Consider the following 20,969-nt stretch of genomic DNA (forward strand, 5'->3'; position numbering starts at 1 on the left):
TTTAATTTAACAATCAAGAAAATTATATAATGAGAGAGTTAACAAAAGCAGAAGAACAAGTCATGCTAATCCTTTGGGAAATGAAGGAAGGCTTGGTAAAAGATGTGATTGATAAAATGGAACCACCAAAGCCTGCTTATAATACGGTGTCTACTGTAGTTAGGGTTTTAGAGGGAAAAGGATTTTTAGACCACAAGGCAATTGGCAATACTCATATTTATTTCCCTTTAATATCTGAAGAGCAATACAAGCATTTTGCCTTTGACAAGGTGATGAACAATTATTTTGAAAATAACTATCAAAGCCTGGTATCCTTTTTAGTGAAAGAAAAAAATATGGATATGAACGAGCTTGATGAATTAATCGCTTTGGCAGAACAACTTAAAAATAAAAATTGATGGCTACTTTAGTCGGCTGTATCGCGAAAACCATCAAAACTACATTGGTTGCGCTTGCTGCATTTTGTAGTATGACCTGTTATGCGCAGCAATTAACTGGAAAGCTGGTCAATTTGAATGGCAATAAGTTTACCGTTATTTCTTCTGATGATGGTGTGTCTTTTGTGAAAGATACCATTACCACAATTAATGGGAAGTTTACCCTCAATTTAAAGATCAAAAAAACTCAATATATTACCCTTGATTTTGATGATTTTTCTTGGAGCAATATTTTTATATCACCCAAACAAATCCTTGAAATTAATGCGGATTGTAGTAACTGGGAAGCATTTACAAACACCCAAAAATATAAAGGAACAGCTGCAGCTTACAATAACCACAGCGCTTGGCTACAAAAAACAATGGCTGCAAAAAAGCAACAGATTGACATGAAAACTTATCATTTAAAAAAGGATGATTTCGTAAAATCGGTCGATCATTATTATAAAGTGACAGATAGTTTAACTAAAATCTATCAACAAAAGCTTACTTTATCAGAAAGAAATAGCGCTTTATGGAAAAATTATCTGGTGATCGACAGTATTGAAAATGCCTATACCAGATTATCCTTTTTTAGATCTTATGCTGATGCTGTTATAAAGGGTTATGGTGCTAAATCTGCTTTTGCACAACAATATATCGAACCAAACTTAACCATCACGGAAGATGCAAATTACATCACGGCTCCCGCTTACCGCAATTTCTGGATTTCTTACCTACCATTTAAATATGATGTTACAGCATTCAAAGCAGATACAAGCAAAACTTTTACACATGAGCGCTACAAGTATTTTGCTGAGATTCCTAAAATAACTGCGTCACAGCTGAACAGTAGCTTAACAAAAATTATCAGTTTCTATTATTTGCAACATCTAGCCGACGAATACAAAAAAGCAACAGCCGAACAGTTGCTAATTTTAGATCAATTTTCTTCGTTTATCTATGCTAAAATAGACGATCAAGTGGTAAGTTCTCCTTATTTAAAAAGAGTAAATGAAGCCAAAAATTATCGTTTACAATCTCTTCCAGGCGAACCATCCTTTGATTTTACACTTGTTGATACAGCGGGGAAACAATATACACTTACCGATTTTAAAGGCAAACTGGTTTATATCGATGTATGGGCTAGTTGGTGTGGGCCATGTATTGCTGAAATGCCAAGTCTTAAAGCTTTAAGAGCACAATATCAAAAAAATGATAACGTGATCTTTATTTCTGTATCTATTGATGATAATTATAAGAAATGGGTGGAAAAGGGTCTGACTGTACACAAGCCAGAAGGACTACAACTTTGGGCTAAAAATGGGTTTGACAGCAGCTTTGCTAAAGATTATAAAATTACAACTATACCGCAATTTATGCTGATAGATGGGCAGGGTTTGATTGTTGATTTAAACGCACCTAGACCAAGTGATATCAAAAAAATAAGTCTTCTAATCAATGAAACTTTAACGAAATAACATTATGAATTGGTTATATTATTTACTAGAAGCAAACCTGTATTTGCTCCTATTTTATGGCTTTTATCGTTTGTTTTTACAGAACGAAACCTTTTATAATAGTAACCGCTATTTTTTATTATTGAGCAGTGTTACGGCGTTTGTATTGCCCATCATGCAATTGGGGTTTTTAAAACCAACACCAATTATAGACAATAACCTTTTTCCGCCGCCTATCTTATACACAGAAGAGCAATTAGCTAAAATGACCTTTGCACCCGTTCAGGAAACATTTAACCTTATAGAGTGGTTTTATCCCGTTTATTTGATAATTGCATTAGGTTTTGCCATCAAACTAAGTATTAGCCTTTTCAAAATCATTCACCTTTGCTTAAAGGCTAAAAAGGCAAAAACAGGCAAAATCACATTAATTGAACTCAAAGAACAAACAACAGCTTTTTCGTTTTTCAATCTCTTATTTATTCATCCGCATCTGGCGGAAAAACAAACTGTTTTAAACCATGAAATGGTGCATATTAAACAAAAGCACAGTGTGGATATCTTGTTTTTTGAACTATTACAAATTATTTGCTGGTTTAACCCTATCATCCACTTTATTAAAAAAGACATTAAACTATTACATGAATACATTGCCGATGAATTGAGCACCAATTCAGGAATTCAAAAACACGAATACGCCATGTTTCTCATCGAAAATTCTTTTGGTGTAGTACCAATACCGCTTACAAATCAAATATTCAATCAATCAATATTAAAAAGGAGAATTAACATGTTAAACAAAAAAAGAACAGCTGATTGGGCAAGGCTCAGGCTTCTGTTAACATTACCACTAGTCGGGGCTATGCTCTGTACATCAACAATGGCATTTACTAAAGATTATGGTTATGTAGACTTGCTTCCGGAGAAAAGCAAAACTGCAGAAACTATACCACAAGAAGTGCCACAAGTAAAAGAAGTTAAACAGACTGCACCCAAAGTAAAAACTGTAAAAAGGGACCAGGTTAAATTCCCGCCACCAATTGTTAGTCAAGCCTATTATTCACCAAGTAAATATGACAAATCAACTAAAAAACAGACTTCTTTAGAAAATAAATTAATTATAGTTAATGGCAAGGAATTAACCTACAAAAACGACTTTTATGGTGTAAGTGGTGCTGATAAAATCATCACTTTGAAAAGTGCAGAAGCCATTAAAAAATATGGCGATAAAGCCAAATACGGAGTAGTAGAAGTTTCAGGAAAAAGCTTGAAGATTATAAATACCCCAACTGACAAAATTAAATTCCCGCCACCCATTGTAAGACCAGATAGAGCCTATTTTATTCCTAAAAGGGATTATAATTCTTCTTCAACTAATCCTCCATATATTGAAAAAAGGTATGTTGTTATGAATGGTCAACCTGTTTCAAATTTGGATGAATTTTATGGTGTAAGAAATGCTAGTCAAATTATATACCTTAAACCTTCAGCAGCGGTTTCAAAATATGGCGATAAAGCCAAAAATGGAGCTGTGGAAATTACTGGAGGTGAAGTAAAGTACCTTAAGCTAGGGGAAGTCCCACCTCCACCACCAGTTGAAGACCAAGTGAAGTTTCCTCCTCCAATTGTAAAGCCTGATAAGAAAAGTCTAAAAAGTGCACCCGCTCCACCACCTGCTTATAAAGTGAGAGAAAAAGCACCAAGGGTAACTGAAAACCGCAATATTACAGGCACAATAAAAAGGGAAATAGATAGTGCTGCAAATAGATTAACAGGTACTGTTAGAGGATACCAAGTTGATAGAAAAAATAATATAAATAGAGTTAAATCTCTAGATGGTAAGGATGAGGTAATTGCAATTGAAGGTTATCCTATTAATGATGATGGAACTAAAATAAATGAGGTTGAATTGAAAAAGAAAGGAAACCAATCTAAAAAGTCACCAATTTTAACAGAAGGATATCCAATTAACACTAATGGAGAAAAGATAAAGGAAGTTAAGGTAACAGGAAGGCACTCTAAAGTAAATTAGGAACTAAGAGAAAAGCTAATTACTGCGGTATATAAACCACATATTTAGTTTCAAAAAATTCTTCATCAAAATAAGCTGAAAGCGGATATAATTCTGCTTTCAGTTTTGATTCTTTAATTTCCTCCGTTAAATCGCCTCCCTTTAAGTATAAGATCCCATTTTGAATGGCATTTTTATTCTCCCTAGCAAATTTACCTTTAATCCAAGGGTAAAAATCTATTAATCGTGTAACTGCTCTAGAAACAACAAAATTATATTTATCAGTTACTTGCTCGGCCCTTAAATGACTTGCTTTTACGTTCTTTAAACCCAAGGCTGCCGCAACTTCTGTAACCACTTTTATCTTTTTCCCTATAGAATCTACCAAATGGAATTGTGTTTCTGGGAACAAAATTGCCAATGGAATACCTGGGAAACCTCCTCCAGTACCTACATCCAGTATCTTCTCTCCTGCTTTAAAGCTGCAGAATTTCGCAATAGCCAAAGAATGCAGAATGTGGCGCTCATACAACTCATCAATGTCTTTTCTAGAAATCACATTGATTTGAGCATTCCAAAAACTATACAAATCATACAATTGTGTAAACTGCGCAATTTGCTCTTCAGTAAGGTTTTTAAAGTATTTTAAAATGATATCAGGTTTTACTTCAGACATTGTATTAAAATTAAAGCCCCTTTAGGGGTATTGGGTTATTTCCACTGTACTTTTTTAACAAATATAGATAGAATAGCGTTAAACACTAAAAAAACAAATAACAGTATATCTAATATAGGGAACCACCAACTCAATTCGCCATAATTTAATCGTTTCAACAACCTAGGATAAACAAAACTCCGAATTAATATACTTAAAGCCAAAACTCCTAAAGCAATATATCTTGTAGTTGGGATGCAACTCGCAGCAATTAATAAACCATAAAACAGAAATTGAAATATAACTTGTACCGAAAGTATAAACCTATGTTTTGGTTTGTACATTTTTCCGGCACCATAATGTCTTTTCTTTTGCCTTAAATAAGTAATGAATGAAGCCTTAGGCTCACTCCAAACGTGAGTTTCTCTATTAATCCTTATTTCAGTGTTATTACGATTTGCATTAGCATTTACAAACAAATCGTCATCGCCAGACGGGATGTGCATATGTGCCGCAAAGCCTTTATTTTTAAAAAACAAGGCTTTTTTATAAGCCATATTCCTCCCTACTCCCATATAAGGCATTTGCTTTAGCGCATAAGAAAGGTAATTTACAGCAGTAAAAAATGTTTCGAACCTGATTAAGCTATTCAGTAGTCCAAACTTTTTAAAATATGGCGAATAACCTAATACTATCTCAGTATTTTCATTCTCTGGTTGTTGCATTCCCATTAGCCAATTAGAAGAAGCTGGCTCACAATCGGCATCTGTAAATACCAACCAATCATATTGCGCAGCCTTTATACCCATGGTAACTGCAAATTTCTTTCCTGCAATAAACTTATCGCCATCAGCAACCGTAACCACTTTTAAGTTTTCGTATTTCTTTTCAAAATCTTCCAAAATATCAGCTGTTCCATCCCATGAACGATCGTTCACTACAATAACTTCAAAATCTGAATAATCTTGATGAAGGATACTCGGCAGGTATTTTTTTAAATTCTCTGCTTCATTACGAGCACAAATAATTACACTTAAAGGATTTCTAGCTCGTTCAGAAACTTGGTCTATCTTCACTAAAGCCAGTTTTAAGTGCACAAACAAACTAAAATAAAGCTGTACTAAAAAACAAAAAGTAAGGGCGCCCAATAGGCAAATCTCTATTATATTTAATTCCACTATTTAAATTTTGAAAGCTAGCAAATCTCTCATTTTTAATCTGTAAAGTGGCTTTATGTTGATAAAAAATTCAATAACCTGATAAAAGGAATATTCTTGCTATTTTTGTCAGATTTTTCGAAGAAGATAAACACACATGAAATTTACTTTACAGGCAAACGACCCGTTATCAAAAGCTAGGGCTGGAACAGTTACAACAGCGCATGGCAATATCCAAACACCTATTTTTATGCCTGTTGGTACTGCCGGAACAGTTAAGGCAGTACACCAAAGAGAACTTAAGGATGATATTAAAGCCCAAATTATTTTAGGAAATACCTATCACCTATACCTTAGACCAGGATTAGATATTATTGAGCCAGCTGGTGGATTACATAAATTTATAGGCTGGGACAAGCCTATTTTAACAGATAGTGGTGGTTATCAGGTTTACTCTTTAAGTAAAGTTCGTAAGATTAAAGAAGAAGGGGTAACTTTTCATTCGCACATAGATGGTTCAAAACATTTGTTTACGCCAGAGTATGCAATGGATATACAGCGTACCATTGGTGCAGATATCATCATGGCATTTGACGAATGCACACCGTATCCTTGCGACTACAAATACGCTGCAAACTCCATTAACATGACCCATAGGTGGCTTAAACGTTGTTGCCATAGGTTTGATACCACAGAACCAAAATATGGATTTGACCAGACGTTATTTCCTATTGTACAGGGTTCTGTTTATAAAGATTTAAGAGTAAAATCTGCAGAATTTATTGCCTCAATGAATAGAGAAGGTAATGCAATTGGCGGATTATCGGTTGGCGAACCCGCAGAAGAAATGTATGCCATGACTGAGGTAGTCTGCAATGTTTTACCTGTTGATAAACCACGATATTTAATGGGCGTTGGTACACCAATCAACATTTTAGAGAATATTGCGTTAGGTATAGATATGTTTGATTGTGTAATGCCAACCAGAAATGCAAGAAATGGGATGCTTTTCACAAGGAATGGAATGATTAACATTACCAATAAAAAATGGGCTAATGATTTTTCTCCAATTGATGCTGAAAGCGATTTATATGCAGACCAAGTGTATTCTAAAGCATATTTAAGGCATTTAATGCATTCAAAAGAAATATTAGGTGCTCAAATTGCAACATTACACAACCTACATTTCTATTTATGGTTAGTAAATGAAGCCAGGGAAAAAATCATTGCTGGCGAATTTTACGATTGGAAAAACAAAATGGTAACTATATTAGGCAATAAATTGTAAATGAAATTCATCAAGCAACGCTTAAAAATCATAGATAGCTTTATCATAGGCAAATACCTAGGCACTTTTGTATACACCTTGGTCTTGTTTGTGGTTATCATCGTGATTTTCGATTTATCTGAAAAATTGGATGATTTTTTAAAGCGTGACTTGAGTATTTGGCAAACCATTACACAATATTATGCAGGCGCAATTCCGTTTTACGTGAACATGTTGTCTCCACTTATCAATTTTATTGCGGTTATATTTTTTACTGCAAAAATGGCCGACCAAACTGAAATTGTACCTATTTTGAGTGGCGGAGTTAGTTTTAATCGATTTTTAAGACCTTATTTAATCTCTTCATTTATTATTTTTTCGGTTAATTTGGTTTCAAACCTTTACATACTTCCTTATACCAACCAAATTAAGAATAAATTTGAAAATGAGGTTGTTAACGAAAAAGATCCTTCAGTAAAAACCAATATACACATGAAGGTTGATAATAACACTTACATCTATATTGACAATTTTGATAATAAAACAAACATAGGTTATCGTTTCTCACTTGATAAATTTCAAGGTGATGTTCTAAAGAAAAAGCTCATTGCAGACCGTATTGAATGGGATTCTTTAAAGAGAGTATGGAAAATGGTTAATTACTCAACCCGAAACATAGATGGCTTAAAGGAAAGTATGGTTTATGCCAATTCTAAAACAAAAGATACCATTTTAGATATGAAACCTGACGATTTCTCTGCCTATCAGAACGTTTTTGAAAGTATGAGTGGTAAAGAATTAACAGACAAAATCAAAAAGGAAAGAATTAGAGGCTCTGGTATCATGAGTGATTTACTTTTTGAGCAATATAAAAGATGGTTCCAACCCCTATCTGCCTTTGTATTGACCTTAATTGGCGTTGCATTATCTTCTCGTAAGGTGCGCGGAGGTGTAGGATTACCCCTAGGAATAGGTATTATTTTAAGTTTTGCCTATATCGTATTTAACCAATTTGCTAAAATGTTTTCTACCAAAGGTGGCTTACCACCTCTTCTAGCTGTATTATTGCCTACCTTATTTTTTGGACTTTTAGGATTATATTTGTTGCGTAGAGCACCAAAATAATGAATCCGACCCCAAAAGCCAGCGACAATAAAAACTTATTAATCCTTCACCTAACTGTTTTTGTTTGGGGCTTTACAGGCATCTTAGGGGCATTAATTTCAATTAATGCTGTACAAATGGTATGGTACAGGGTTTTAATAGCCAGTATCTCTCTATTCGTTTACTTTATGCTTACTAAAACGAGCATTAAAGTAACCAAAACCCAATTTCTAAAGTTCTTTTTTACAGGAAGTATTGTTGCTATTCATTGGATATTCTTTTTCCACGCCATTAAAGTTGCTAATGTTTCTGTAAGCTTAATATGCCTCTCTTCAGTTACGCTTTTCATAGCCATATTAGAGCCGCTAATGAAGAAACAGAGAATCTCCAAAGGCGATATCTTTGTAGGATTATTAATCATTCTAGGCATTTATCTCATCTTCAAATTCGAATCTAAATATACTTTGGGCATTATTTTCGGACTATCTTCTGCTGTTGCGGCAAGCTTATTTTCGACAATAAACTCCACTTTGGTACAGAAAAACAACCCAAGTATTATAGGTTTTTATGAATTAAGTGGTGCTTTTTTTTGGATTACTTTGTATCGTTTATTTGATAAAAGCTTACTTGAAGAGACCTTCAATTTAAGTTTAGCAGACTGGTTTTACCTGTTCGTTTTAGGTACAATTTGCACTGCTTTAGCCTACGTTGCCGGCGTATCTGTTATGCGAACCTTGTCTGCTTTTAGGGTAGCTTTAATTACAAATTTAGAACCTGTTTACGGTATCGTTTTGGCCTTCATTTTGTTCGGTTCCAAGGAACAAATGACAGGCGGATTTTACTTAGGTTCTCTCCTAATTTTAGCAGCGGTGTTCATCTATCCCATCTATAAAAAGCGTAAAAATCGCAGCTAGTTTTCTTCTACACCCATAGGGTAGGGGACAAGAAAATGTCAGTCAAAAACCGTTATTATATAGCTTTACATCTTTGCTAAAACCAAATGTATTAGGAGGTGAAAATAGACCTAAATTATTCTATAAAAAAGCCACACAAGCTTAATGGTTTTTACCTTTGAAAACGTACCAAAAAAGAACCTAAAATAGATTCGTAATCCTTCGATTTCAGCTCATTCTTTACAGGTAGAGCAAACACCTTATCAACAAAAATCGTATACATTTTAAAAATGTGAAGAAAAAATTTGCTTTAAATTCAATAGAAATAGTGTATCTTAACTTCGTTATTTGAATGAACAATACAATTATACAAAATCAACACAAAAGCAGTTAAAATCCTAATATTTCATCCAAAATTACCACAAAATAGTTAATTTAACTAAAGCAAATATTAAATTGATAATCAATTAATTAAAACAATATAGTTAAATTAAAATATCAGATAAATCAATTAAACAAGAAACTAAAAAACTAAAAATATTAGCACTCTTTCTATATGATATTTAAAAACAGTAATACAAAATTGATAATCAGTATTTTAACTACAATTTTATCAAGTATTATTTCAGTTAGCTGTTTTGGACAGATTTTCGACAGTGAGCAAAACCCACTTAGTGTAAAATGGAAGAAAATTTACACGAATGGCTTTTCTATCATCTACCCTACCGAGTTAGAAAATGACGCACAAAGAATGGCTAATACTATCAATAAAATTTACCCCTTTGTTGGCCAGAGTTTAGGGCGTCAAAAAACCACCATTCCAATTGTACTTCAGAACCGCGGAACAGTAGCAAATGGCTTCGTTCAACTAGCTCCAAAAAAGTCACAATTTTACACCACTCCTCCTCAGCAATTTGATAGTCAAGATTGGCTAAACAATTTGGCAGTTCACGAGCTTAGGCACGTTGCCCAATTCGATAAAATTACCGGAAGTGAAAAATTATTTTTAACCGAAGAAATCTACTTTGCCTATATGGGTATTACCGTACCCACATGGTTTTTTGAAGGTGACGCAGTAAGCACCGAAACCTCTTTAACAAATGCAGGTAGAGGAAGGCAACCATCATGGATTATGCCTTTCAGAACTTCGCTCCTTAGCAGCAAAAATTTCTCCTACTCCAAAGCCTACTTCGGCTCTAATAAAGGCCAAACTCCAGGTTACTATCAACTCGGTTATTTGATGAGTTCTGATTTGAGAAAAAATTATGGAAAGGGAATCATGGACAGCTTGCTAAGCGACATCCATGACAAGCCAATCAGACTCTATCCTTTTTCTCGAAGTCTAAAAAATTACACCGGTAAAAACACAAAAGATTATTATTTGAAAACGGCTGCTCAAATCAAAAGCGACTGGCAAAAACAAGACGACCAAAACAAGAGTGAAAATTATTTAAGCTTAAACCGCCCTGCGAAATATGCCAGCAATTATTATTTGCCTACCGAAATTTCTACAACGCAAATTCTTGCCCTTAAACAAACGAAAGGAGACGTGGCAGGGTTTGTATTGGTTAATCCCGACAAAAGCGAAGAGAGGCTATTTAAAATCGCTTACCAGGAACAACCTTGGTTTAGTTATGGCGATGGCAAAATAGTTTGGGACGAGATTAGATACGACCCTCGATACAAACAAAGAAGCTACAGCGTAATCTGCATTTATGACTTTGCTACAAAAACAAAAAAGCAATTAACTTTTAAATCGAGGTACTTCTCTCCTGCCCTTTCTGGAGATGGAAAAAAATTAATTGCCGTTCAAATCGATTTGAGAAATAAATCAAACTTAATTGTTTTGGATACGCAAAGCGGAAAAATTCTAGAAACCATACCAAATCCAGAAAATTTAATTCTCCAAACGCCAAGCTTAAATGCAAATGGTTCGAAAATTACCTGGATTAGCGTAAGTGAAAAAGGAAAAGCTTTATGGCTTTCAGAAAATGGCAAATCGACCAAGTTGATAGCCGAAACAAATCAGCAATTAAGCAGACCAATGTTTTTAAACCAAAATATCGCATTTAACGCTCATCTAAGCGGAGTTGACAATGTTTATGAGGTTTTGGTCGCAGACAAAAAGATAGTCGTCCTGACGGCCGCTAAATTTGGTGCTTTTAATCCAAATTTATCAATAGACGGAAAATCAATTTTGTTTAACAATTACCAATTGATGGGTTATGAAATCGCTAAAACTCCTGTCGACCCAAAACCAGTTCAAGAAAATCATTTTGTATATTTCGGAGAAGCAGCAGAAAAGCAAGAGAACTCCAGAAATGTTTTCGACAAAATCCCTAACGAAAACTACGATTCAAAACCTTACAAACCTTTGGCTCATCTTTTCAATTTCCATAGCATTAGCCTTTCAACTGACGATGACGACAAATTAAACCTACAACTAAAGTCTAACGACTTGCTTAATACCTTCGATTTTTACACCGGAATTGGCTACGATGATGAATTGAGAAAAATAGAATACAATGCAGGTTTCGCCTACAAAGCATTATACCCAGTTTTAAGTGCCACTTTTAAAAATAGGCCAAGATTAGGCTATTACAGACAAGGTACCGTCATTAACAAAGCCGAATGGAGAGAAAATTACTTAAAAATTAAAGCAAGTATTCCAGTTAGCTTTAGTGCATACAACCACAACTACAGTTTTGTGGGTGAAGTTGGCACCAGCTACACTCAAAGAAATTTCGAAGCGAAAGAAGCACTGCTCTTTAACAAAAACATCAATTTCCCAATGACTTACCAATTCGGATTTTCGCACAGCGTACGTGCAGCAGAGCGAGATGTCGCCCCAAAATGGGCACAAACTGTAACTTTTAGTTATTTTAACCAACCATTTGACAAAAGCTTAAACGGAGATTTATTCGCTTTTGAAAGCAACTTCTATTTTCCAGGCATTGCAAAAAGCCACTCATTTACCGCAGGCTTTAACTATCAAAAAACTTCTGGAACTCTAAATTTCAACAACGAAATTAATACCGTTTACGGTTACAATCAGATTACTGCAAAAAGCCTTTTAAGAAATACATTATTGCTGAATTATCGTTTTCCGATTGCTTTTCCTGACTTAGAAATTGGCTCATTAGCTTACATCAGAAACTTTAGGGGTGGTTTTTTCAGCCACTATGAAAACATTGGTTCTGAAACTAATTTATCACAACCTAAAACTTTTGGCCTCGAATTGCGTAGTAGCATGAACTTGTTACGCTACCAACCAATAGTTGATTTAGGTGCAAGATTGGTTTTTGTAAATCAAATCTACAATCAAAATCCTATCTTAGAGTTCACATTTAACTATAGTTTTTAACCCCTAAATCCCCTAAAGGGGACTTATACTCAATAAAATGAAAGCAAAAACCATCTTCATTATCATTATTACCGCATTATTAACAACCTTTCTCGTAGTTAATAGCGACGCCGTAGAATTTAGTTTCATTGTTGGCGAACCAGTTTCTGTTTCTAAATTAATTGTGATTGGCATATGTGTTTTAATCGGCTTTATCATTGGCTTTATTGTAGGCAGGCCCAGAAAAACAGTTAGCACTTACGATACCGAAATCGAAAAAGGATATGCTGGAAATACAGAAAATAAATCTAGTTTAAGCGACGAAGACAGGGATTATATTAGTTAATGCCTAAATCCGCTAAAGGGGACTTTGTAAAGCTTGAATGCATAGGCGCCCTAACGAGAAGTACTCTTTAGGGGTAAAGCAGTTTCCTATTTTCATAGGGAATTTCTGCCCCGCTACCTCCTGCCTACCGGTAGGCAGGGGTTTATTTTCGCAGGCTCCTGCAACTATTTATGTTTGCTCCTAGCAGTTGCCAAGACCCACCAACTTTGTTAATTAAACCCTGGCTGTCCGGCAGGCAGGCTTATTGGAACGAACACGTTCGGTTAACCCTTGAGGTTACCGGAAGTAAAGTGGAAAGAAGGGCTAAAAAACCGATGAAACATTGGCATTGTTTTTTATAACAAAAAAACCTTAATGATTACGCGAAGGTTTTTATCTACTTGTGAATACACCCACCAAGAAAGAGATGAAGTCCCTTAGAGAAAAGATTAAAACCTCGCCCTTAAGTTAATCTCAAATGACCCATTAGTATAATTGCTCAATCCAGCCGTTTGCGTAGTATAAGAACCATTAATCAGGTAATTCCCCTTATAATCTAACCCTAATCCGAAACTCGCACTTTTACTACTGTGATACATTCCCATAATTATCACTTGCCTGTTAGCGAGGGTTAACTGGGTTCCAGCATCTAGCACATTGTCAAAGCCTTTAATACCCCTGTACGCGAGTTTTGGCTCTACCCCAATCCCATCCACACCTTCGCTTATTGAAATTTTATAACTTATAGCCGAGTAAAATGTTGAATAATCTGCAAGCTTTATCTCATTCCTCTTGAAGAATTTTTTAAGGTTGGGCAATGCAGCCTCAACTTTAAGCTTGGTTGATGAGTAAGCCAAGCCAAAATCACCATCCATATAGGTCTCTCGCTGGTTATAGTTTGCCGTAAGCGGGTCGTTTGTATTACCAACAATTTCATTATCTGCCAATCGCTGGTTCATGAAACCAAACGAAATACCAAAATGCAATTGCTGGTTTGCATCATTTAATGGCAAATGATAGGCATAAGTCCCAACAACCCGAGTTTGTCGCTGTAATCCAGCCTTGTCGAAACTGACATTCAGCCCCAAGCCTACCTTGTTCTTACTATAGTCTGCAGTTAGGTTTTGTACTAAGGGTGAGCCTGGAATATTACTCCATTGCTTACGAAAAGACATGTTAACGGTTAGGCCCTTCTCTTGCCCTGCATATGCTGGGTTACCCAAATACAGGTTGTTAAAATACTGAGCAGATAATGGGTTTAGTTGCGCAAAACTATTTGAGCATAGCAGCAACACCATTAACACAGGGACATATAAAACAAACTTTTTCATTTTCTTATTTCTTTATTTATTCAACCAATACTAATTTGCCTTCTGCGCCTGCAGATTGCCTCATACTTCGCAATGACGCTCAAAATTCATCTTCTTTTACCCTCTATTCCCTTACTATGGTAATGAAACCCTTCTGTTTTAGTCTATTCGTTCCAAAGTCTATCACATAGTAATAGGTATCCTCTGCCAGTGGCGAACCATTTACCGTACCATCCCAGCTGTTCTTATACCCCATTTGGGTAAATAATATTCTTCCTGCCTTATCAAAAATGGTTACCAGGTTGTTCGGGTACATATCGATGTTCTCAATCACCCAGAGGTCATTGACGCCATCTCCGTTTGGCGTCAAAATATTATTTGCCTTTATGGCCTGGAAATCATCCCTTACTTCTACTGTATAGTTCTTTGTTTCGATACAACTGTTGGCATTGGTAACCGTTACCGTATAGGTTGTGGTAGTGGTTGGGCGAATGGTAAGTACTGCTGTGTTTTGTCCAGAAATTATTCCGTTGGCATTACTCCAGCTGTATATTATACCTCCAGTGGCAGTTAAAACCGCAGTTTCACCTTTACTTACGCTACCTGCCTTATTGCTGGCAATCACTGGAGTTGGTTTTGCATAAATAGTCAAATTACCATTCAAATGAACAAAGCTATAGTTGGCAGATTGGCCTCCAATTGGGCTTAGAATAAAATTGCCCGCCATCGAATTGCTATTTGCCGTTGTAGATACGGTTGGTTTTGCAGTTAAGCTATTCTCATTGTCGTTTAACTTGAAACCTTGGTAACTGCTTGTAAAAGTTGGAAGACTAAGCCCTTGACATACCTGTTTGTTCTCAGCAGTTACTGTTAAAACCGCCTTTGTAATACCAAGATTTGCAGTTGTATAGTTTATGATATAATTCGTACCTGCAGATAATGAACCTAGGCTAACAGCATAACTGCCAACATTCTCACCAATGCTTCTTGTTAATGTTCCAGTCAACACATCTGTTGCTACTAGTCCAGTAACTGTATAGGTTAAGAGAGGGTCCATTTCTCCATATACTTTAGATTTGGCTTGTGCGATGATAGTTAAGCCAGCCTTTGTAATAGTTAAACTCCCACTTTGATAGCTTATGGCATAATTATTAGAAGTATAACCACTTGGCACGATGAAATAACTGTTTACGTTTTTTGCTCCTTGAGCTGTACCCAGATAGGTTAAACTACCTTGAAGTGATTGCTCGTTCTCGCCATTTACAAAACCAAGATAACTGATACCATTGCCCCCAACAAAGGCAATATCATCATAAACTTTATTGACATTATTAGCCATTATACTTAGCGCTTTTTTCTGCACGTTCAGCGAAAAGTTGATGGACGTAGCTGCTTGGCGGTTGGCATCGCCCGGTTGGCTTGCCGTTATAACCGATGTTCCGGCACCAAGAATTTTAACTAGTCCGTTCACATCAACTGTTGCCACCAAAGGATTACTACTTGCATAACTTACCACCAAACCAGATGTGGTAACTGCCTTGGCATTGATACTTGCATCTCCATAAGTGGCGCTTAACGTGCTGCCTGCTGTTTGGCTGTTAAAGGTGATTACATTATTACCCGACGCTTCGATACTCAATGTGCCTGCTACATAATTAAAGTCATAATTGGCAGCGCTTAATCCGCCTGGAAAAATAGTATAGCTACCTTTGTTCACAGCACCCAGTGCCGTGCCAGCGTAACTTAGCGTTCCCGACAATACTACCTGTGTCTCACCGTTCACAAAACCCGAATACGATACACCATTACCGCCGCTATAGGCATTGCCGTCATATATCTTGGTAAAATCGTTGGCGCTAACAGTTAGCACTTTTTTGGCTACCGAAAGGTTAAAACTGATTGATGTTGCTGCCACATAATTGTTATTGCCAGGTTGGCTCGTTGTAATGGTAGCTGTCCCGACACCAACAATGTTTACCTGGCCATTGACCGTTACTGTGGCCACTGCGGCATTACTACTCTGGTAACTTGCCGGCAAGCCAGAGCTTGCCACTGACGAGGCATTGATACTTGCATCACCGTAGGTTTTATTGATTGTTGAGCCGGTTGTTTGTGCATTAAAGGCAAGCGTATTGTCTAGGCTGTTACCAATGGTAAGTGTTCCATTTACATAGCTAACATTGTAGTTAGAATTGCTCAATCCCGATGGGATGATGGCATAATTACCAGCATTGATAGCACCTTGCGCCGTTCCACCGTAAATTATTGTACCCTGTAGATTGGTTTCATTGTCTCCATTGGAAAAACCAACAAAGCTCAAGCCATTGCCACCACTGTAAGCCATTCCATCATAAGTTCTAAATTGGTTGTTTGCAGTGATGGTTAACGTCCTTTGGCCTATGCCTAGGTTGGCTGGCGTATAGTTTATCGAATAATTACCTCCAGCAGATAATGAACCTATGTTGATAACGTAATCTCCTACATTTTCTCCTGTTGTTCTTACCAGAACCCCAGTTAGCCCATCTGTACCAACTAAACCCGTGCTGACATAAGTTAATGCAGGATCTGCATCTCCATAGATTTTGGTTTTGGCCTCGGCGGTTATAGACAGACCAGCTTTTGTGATGGTCAAACTTCCATCCTGATAATTAATTGCATAATTGTTAGCTGTGTAACCTGTTGGGCTGATGAAATAACTGCCCACGGCCGTTGCACCAATTGCGGTACCAGTATAACTTAAATTCCCTTGTAGGTTCTGCTCATTTTCTCCTGTTACAAAACCTGTATAACTAACTCCGTTACCAGTTGCATAGGCTTGTGCATCATAAACCTTGTTTGCATTGTTCGCTGTAATGGTTAATGCTTTTTTCTGTACATTAATGATGAATGAGATTGGTGTAGCTGCCACCTGATTGGCATCTCCGGACTGACTTGCTGTAATTGTTGTACTGCCTGCAGCTAAAACAGTTACTGTTCCATTATTGCTTACCTGTGCCACAGCTGGGTTACTGCTCACATAAGTTACCGTCAGTCCAGAACTCGCAACCGCTGAAGCATCAATACTTCCATTGCCATAAGTTACATTTAAATTTGCGCCTGCAGTTTGGCTATTAAAGGTAATTTCATTGCTACCAGATTGAATGATATTGAGCGTGCCAGCTATATAGTTCAAATCATAATTGTTAGCTGATAATCCCGATGGGATGATTTGATAAACACCCGTATTCACAGCGCCTTGTGATGTGCCTGCATAAACCAAGGGACCCGTAAGTACTGCACTACTCTCTCCATATGCAAAACCTGTATAACTTACTCCGTTTCCGCCAGTATATGGTGTAGCGTTAAATGTTTTACTATAATCATTCGCTTTTACATCGAGGGGCTTTTTATTTACTTGTACCGTAAAACTGATCGACGTTGCAGGTTGGTAGTTTATATCTCCAGCTTGGCTTGCGGTAATCACGGCAGTTCCTGTTCCCTTGATTTCTACTTGGCCCTGTGCATTAATACTGGCAACCACAGTATTGCTACTTCCGTAACTTGCAGAAAGATTCGAACTGGCCACCGCTGATGCATTGATATTACCATCTCCATAGGTTTTTACTACTGTAGCACCACCTGTTTGTGCATTAAAGTTAAGCACATTTGCAATACTGGCAGTTACCAATAGATTCCCGTTGGTATAGGTAATGTTATAATTATTGGACGTGTATCCCTTCGGTATAATTGTATAGTTACCAGTATTGATAGCACCTTGTGATGTACCTTCATAGGCTAGTATTCCATTTAATGCATTGATTTCATTATCGCCAAGGGCGAAACCAGTAAAAGCAACTCCATTGCCACCACTGTAAGGTGCACCATCATAGGTTTTGGTTTGGTTGTTCGCTTTTACGGTTAGTGCTTTTTGTGTTATTGCACCAATGTTCGCAGTAATAGCCGCTGTGTTGGCTATTTGATAGTTACCTACTGCTGTACCACTTAGGCTTACATTATCCAGAGGGATGTTGATGGCTTTGCCAGTACCAACATTTTTATCATTATAATTAGCCGTGGTACTAGTTAATAAAATAGATAAATCATCTGCGCCCACAATACTGCCAACTGCAAAACTCAAATCGCTTGTTGCAATGGTAGCATCGGTATTTGCATCGTATTGTTTACTTACCAACGTTGAAGTTAAGACAAGCGTTACTGGCCTTTTATTAATGCTTAAACTGAAAACCACAGGGGTTGCTGGGTCGTAGCCACTACCACCAGCCTGACTTGCAGTAATGTTTACCGCACCTATTTTTTTAATGTTGATTTTCCATCTATTCCCATCCGTTGCATCTTGGTAGGCTTCGGCTACGCTATTATCTGCCGAAACGTAGGTTAAGGTTAAACCAGAGGTTGAGGTGCCGCCTGGCTCAAAGGCGGTGTCTCCGTAGGTTTTGGTAAGGTTGGCTATTGGGTTAATGGTTTGTGGTTGGCTTTGGAGTTCGTACGCACCTAAGTCTATATTTATCCCTTTTAAACGAGCATTGCCCGCAAGGTCTTTATCTGTAGCGAGACTGTTATTTGCTGTATTTCCATCAGCGGCCTCGTACAAGCTGTTACTACCCGCACCAAGAGCTTGGCTGTTAAATCTGAGGGTAAAATCATCATCTGAAGTACCTAGAATATTGTCAGTTCCATCGATATCAGTAAAGAGCGGGTCTTGATTAAGCAAGCTCGTACTGACAGCATCTAATGCGAAACTTGAACCCAATGAGCCAGAGTGCTGTAAAATAGAATGCTTAAAACTAACATGGGGCACACTGCCTAATTGAATAGCATTATTACCATTATAAATAATAGAATTGATAAAATTTATTCCAAAAACACTTCCGGTGTTTGTTGAATTTAATAGCCAATTAAGGATAGGACCATTGGGCGATTGATTATTTATGAAACTGCAATTCATAAAATTCGATGTCGTGCCACCAGGCAGGTTGATTCCCCTGATAAAAATAGCTCCGCCAGCATCATTACCGGAATTACTTGCAAAAACAGTATTGTTTACGGTAGTTAGTCGTTCAGCGAATATTGCTCCTCCAGAAGCGGAAGAAGCATTATTTGTAAACTGGCAATTATGTAAAGAAATAGTACCTCCCGAACTCAAAATAGCTCCACCAAAGCCATTACTACCATCCACCGAGGCATTACCAGTAAAATTGCAGGAGAAAAAGGCCAAATTTTCGGTATTTTCACTAGACAAAGCTCCTCCTGCCTTGGCCAGATTTCGTAAAAAAGTCAATTTGTTCAAACTGAGTATAGCGTTTCCATTAGTAAAAATTGCTCCTCCGACATCTGCACGATTATTTTGAAAGACTAGGTTGTTTAATACGGGTGCACTATTCATCAGGCACAGCCCTCCTCCCCTATGTTGAAAGATTTGTTGCGTGTTAATGTTCAATGAAACTACTTGGTCGGCATTGCCACCAGTAATTGTAAATCCATCAAGTTCGGATGTACCTACATTTCCTGCAGAGATAACCACATGTCGGGCATTATCGCTGATGTTAGTATTGTTTAATGTAGCCCCAGAGCCTGTCACCATATCATCGTTACTAAAATCTCCACTGAGGGTGCTTTTGTTTATAGTGATAGATAAGTTACGTTGAGCAAGCGTAGATTCATTACCTGCAAAGCCACCATATACTTTTACATTATTTACTAATAAAAAGGCATTACCTCTACCTTGATTAGTACCAAAGTTTGCACCATCTTGCGGGCTATACTTTGGTTTGTAAGTGCCCCCAGCTACCCAAATTTCTTTGATGGTGGTATTAGTTTTAGCAGCAAGAAGTGCATCAGCTAATTCAGGAACGGCATTAGCCCAACTGCTACCATTAGCACTTCCGCTATTTATAGCTCTATTAACATATACAATGTTTGCATTTGGAGTAATTAGGGGAGTATAGGGAACTGCTTTTTCCTCTACTTTAACATCATCAATCAATAGCAGAAACTTATCCACCGAGTTATTTCGAAAGGCAATACGAATCTTCTGGCCTTTATACGCATCAAGTGCAATCTCACGATTGGTCCAAGAAGAATTTTCTTCTGCAATAGAAAATACCCGAACAGAAGCGCCCAAAAGATTACCATAACTTCCGGTAGGCACATTAGGGCTTGCCATGATCCTTACTTCATATCCATCGCGATAAACTGGATCTTGGGCAACTGCATTCCAATTTAATCGGATTGTACCTGATGTAAGGGGAATTGTTATTTCAGGCGTCCACATCCAATCATCTGCTTGCCCTATCGGCGAGTAGTAAGATGTACTGAAAGCCGCAGAATCAATTACAGAATGAGAAAAATCATCTCTTCTTTCCCAAGCTTGATTTACATAATTCACCAATGGGTTAGGAGTGCGCCCATCAAGATTAAATAATAGCCAACCGCTTGGAAAAACATAGGTTCCAGCACCTCCTGCTGTTGGTCCGTTAGTATGATCAAAGTCTTCGAAAAAAATAACCTGCCCATAAGCTGGAAGCATCCCAAACAAAAAAGAAATGAGCAAAATGAGCTTCCGTAAGGGATTAACAAAACCACTAGACATATGTGTTTGCATCTTCAAAGTTATTAGTAACAGTTTTTTCATAGTGTTTCAGATTTGTATAATGCGTCGTTCAAAAAACCACCACACCATGCACATTGCAATTAATGCAATAAGCATAATGACGACTATCCATTTGTAGTTTTTTGACTGATGCATAGGATAAAATTGACCACTTCTAGTTTTAAAACCAAGGTTTTGGGGCGGACAAAAAGCGGACAAAGAAGGTGGCAGGTTGGAAGGCTAAAGCTGAAAGACTAAAGATTGAGAAGGTGGATGAAGGGAAGGCGGAAGGAGCAGAAAGACTAAAGACTAAGAGGCAGATGGTTTAAGTTGGATGATTTAGGGCATCAAATCATAGATTTCTCCTCAACGAAAAATATCATTCGAAATGACGATAAACATAAACGACAGAGCTGGTTTAAAGGCACCGCTATCAGAA

Annotated in this window: 12 protein-coding genes; 8 read left to right on the top strand and 4 right to left on the bottom strand. The window is 37.1% G+C overall.

Annotated features, from left to right (window positions below; genetic code table 11):
• The first annotated feature begins 29 nt into the window (after positions 1-29).
• The 3 genes from EZ428_RS16680 to EZ428_RS16690 are packed head-to-tail and all read left to right on the top strand — an operon-like array spanning position 30 to position 3,908.
• The gene (locus EZ428_RS16680; RefSeq protein ID WP_131554323.1) at positions 30-398 is read left to right on the top strand and encodes a BlaI/MecI/CopY family transcriptional regulator; all 369 of its coding nucleotides are present in this window, start codon (positions 30-32) and stop codon (positions 396-398) included.
• Complete coding sequence (locus tag EZ428_RS16685; RefSeq protein WP_131554324.1) at positions 398-1,897, top strand: TlpA disulfide reductase family protein; 1,500 nt, start codon at positions 398-400, stop codon at positions 1,895-1,897. Before EZ428_RS16680 ends, EZ428_RS16685 begins: the two co-directional genes overlap by 1 nt.
• 4 nt (positions 1,898-1,901) lie before the next feature.
• Complete coding sequence (locus tag EZ428_RS16690; RefSeq protein WP_131554325.1) at positions 1,902-3,908, top strand: M56 family metallopeptidase; 2,007 nt, start codon at positions 1,902-1,904, stop codon at positions 3,906-3,908.
• Between the two features lie 19 nt (positions 3,909-3,927).
• Here the strand turns inward: EZ428_RS16690 and rsmG are convergent, their stop codons facing one another.
• Both rsmG and EZ428_RS16700 read right to left on the bottom strand, forming a co-directional pair.
• On the bottom strand, positions 3,928-4,563 hold the full coding sequence (gene rsmG, locus EZ428_RS16695) for a 16S rRNA (guanine(527)-N(7))-methyltransferase RsmG (protein ID WP_131554326.1): 636 nt from the start codon (positions 4,561-4,563) through the stop codon (positions 3,928-3,930).
• Between the two features lie 35 nt (positions 4,564-4,598).
• Positions 4,599-5,720 (bottom strand): glycosyltransferase, encoded by a 1,122-nt coding sequence (locus tag EZ428_RS16700; RefSeq protein WP_131554327.1) that lies wholly within the window; start codon positions 5,718-5,720, stop codon positions 4,599-4,601.
• Positions 5,721-5,856: 136 nt separating this feature from the next.
• On the opposite strand from EZ428_RS16700, the gene tgt reads away from it, so the two are divergent.
• From tgt to EZ428_RS16725, 5 genes are all read left to right on the top strand, one after another.
• Positions 5,857-6,987: a tRNA guanosine(34) transglycosylase Tgt gene (tgt, locus tag EZ428_RS16705; protein WP_131554328.1), complete on the top strand. Its 1,131-nt coding sequence runs from the start codon at positions 5,857-5,859 to the stop codon at positions 6,985-6,987.
• Positions 6,988-8,091 (top strand): LptF/LptG family permease, encoded by a 1,104-nt coding sequence (locus tag EZ428_RS16710; protein WP_131554329.1) that lies wholly within the window; start codon positions 6,988-6,990, stop codon positions 8,089-8,091.
• Entirely contained in the window at positions 8,091-8,984 is an 894-nt protein-coding gene (locus tag EZ428_RS16715; RefSeq protein WP_131554330.1) for a DMT family transporter, read from the top strand. The genes EZ428_RS16710 and EZ428_RS16715 overlap by 1 nt, the downstream gene beginning before the upstream one ends.
• Before the next feature lie 535 nt (positions 8,985-9,519).
• The gene (locus EZ428_RS16720) at positions 9,520-12,327 is read left to right on the top strand and encodes a hypothetical protein (RefSeq protein ID WP_131554331.1); all 2,808 of its coding nucleotides are present in this window, start codon (positions 9,520-9,522) and stop codon (positions 12,325-12,327) included.
• Between the two features lie 37 nt (positions 12,328-12,364).
• Complete coding sequence (locus EZ428_RS16725) at positions 12,365-12,652, top strand: LapA family protein (RefSeq protein WP_131554332.1); 288 nt, start codon at positions 12,365-12,367, stop codon at positions 12,650-12,652.
• A 428-nt stretch (positions 12,653-13,080) separates the two neighbouring features.
• Here EZ428_RS16725 and EZ428_RS16730 read toward each other — a convergent pair whose 3' ends face one another.
• Positions 13,081-13,962: a PorP/SprF family type IX secretion system membrane protein gene (locus EZ428_RS16730; protein ID WP_131554333.1), complete on the bottom strand. Its 882-nt coding sequence runs from the start codon at positions 13,960-13,962 to the stop codon at positions 13,081-13,083.
• Positions 13,963-14,065: 103 nt separating this feature from the next.
• A complete protein-coding gene (locus EZ428_RS16735) occupies positions 14,066-20,572 on the bottom strand; it encodes an MBG domain-containing protein (protein ID WP_131554334.1) in 6,507 nt (2,168 codons plus the stop codon).
• Positions 20,573-20,969 lie beyond the last annotated feature (397 nt).

The sequence above is a fragment of the Pedobacter frigiditerrae genome, assembly GCF_004331645.1.
Classification (GTDB): Bacteria; Bacteroidota; Bacteroidia; order Sphingobacteriales; family Sphingobacteriaceae; genus Pedobacter; species Pedobacter frigiditerrae.

What these genes read in the sequence shown, in the direction of transcription:
- EZ428_RS16685 (WP_131554324.1), top strand. Translation starts at nt 398, where the DNA reads ATGGCTACTTTAGTCGGCTGTATCGCGAAAACCATCAAAACTACATTG.
- tgt (WP_131554328.1), top strand. Translation starts at nt 5,857, where the DNA reads ATGAAATTTACTTTACAGGCAAACGACCCGTTATCAAAAGCTAGGGCT.
- EZ428_RS16725 (WP_131554332.1), top strand. Translation starts at nt 12,365, where the DNA reads ATGAAAGCAAAAACCATCTTCATTATCATTATTACCGCATTATTAACA.
- EZ428_RS16690 (WP_131554325.1), top strand. Translation starts at nt 1,902, where the DNA reads ATGAATTGGTTATATTATTTACTAGAAGCAAACCTGTATTTGCTCCTA.
- EZ428_RS16715 (WP_131554330.1), top strand. Translation starts at nt 8,091, where the DNA reads ATGAATCCGACCCCAAAAGCCAGCGACAATAAAAACTTATTAATCCTT.
- rsmG (WP_131554326.1), bottom strand. Translation starts at nt 4,563, where the DNA reads ATGTCTGAAGTAAAACCTGATATCATTTTAAAATACTTTAAAAACCTT.
- EZ428_RS16680 (WP_131554323.1), top strand. Translation starts at nt 30, where the DNA reads ATGAGAGAGTTAACAAAAGCAGAAGAACAAGTCATGCTAATCCTTTGG.
- EZ428_RS16720 (WP_131554331.1), top strand. Translation starts at nt 9,520, where the DNA reads ATGATATTTAAAAACAGTAATACAAAATTGATAATCAGTATTTTAACT.
- EZ428_RS16710 (WP_131554329.1), top strand. Translation starts at nt 6,988, where the DNA reads ATGAAATTCATCAAGCAACGCTTAAAAATCATAGATAGCTTTATCATA.
- EZ428_RS16730 (WP_131554333.1), bottom strand. Translation starts at nt 13,962, where the DNA reads ATGAAAAAGTTTGTTTTATATGTCCCTGTGTTAATGGTGTTGCTGCTA.
- EZ428_RS16735 (WP_131554334.1), bottom strand. Translation starts at nt 20,572, where the DNA reads ATGAAAAAACTGTTACTAATAACTTTGAAGATGCAAACACATATGTCT.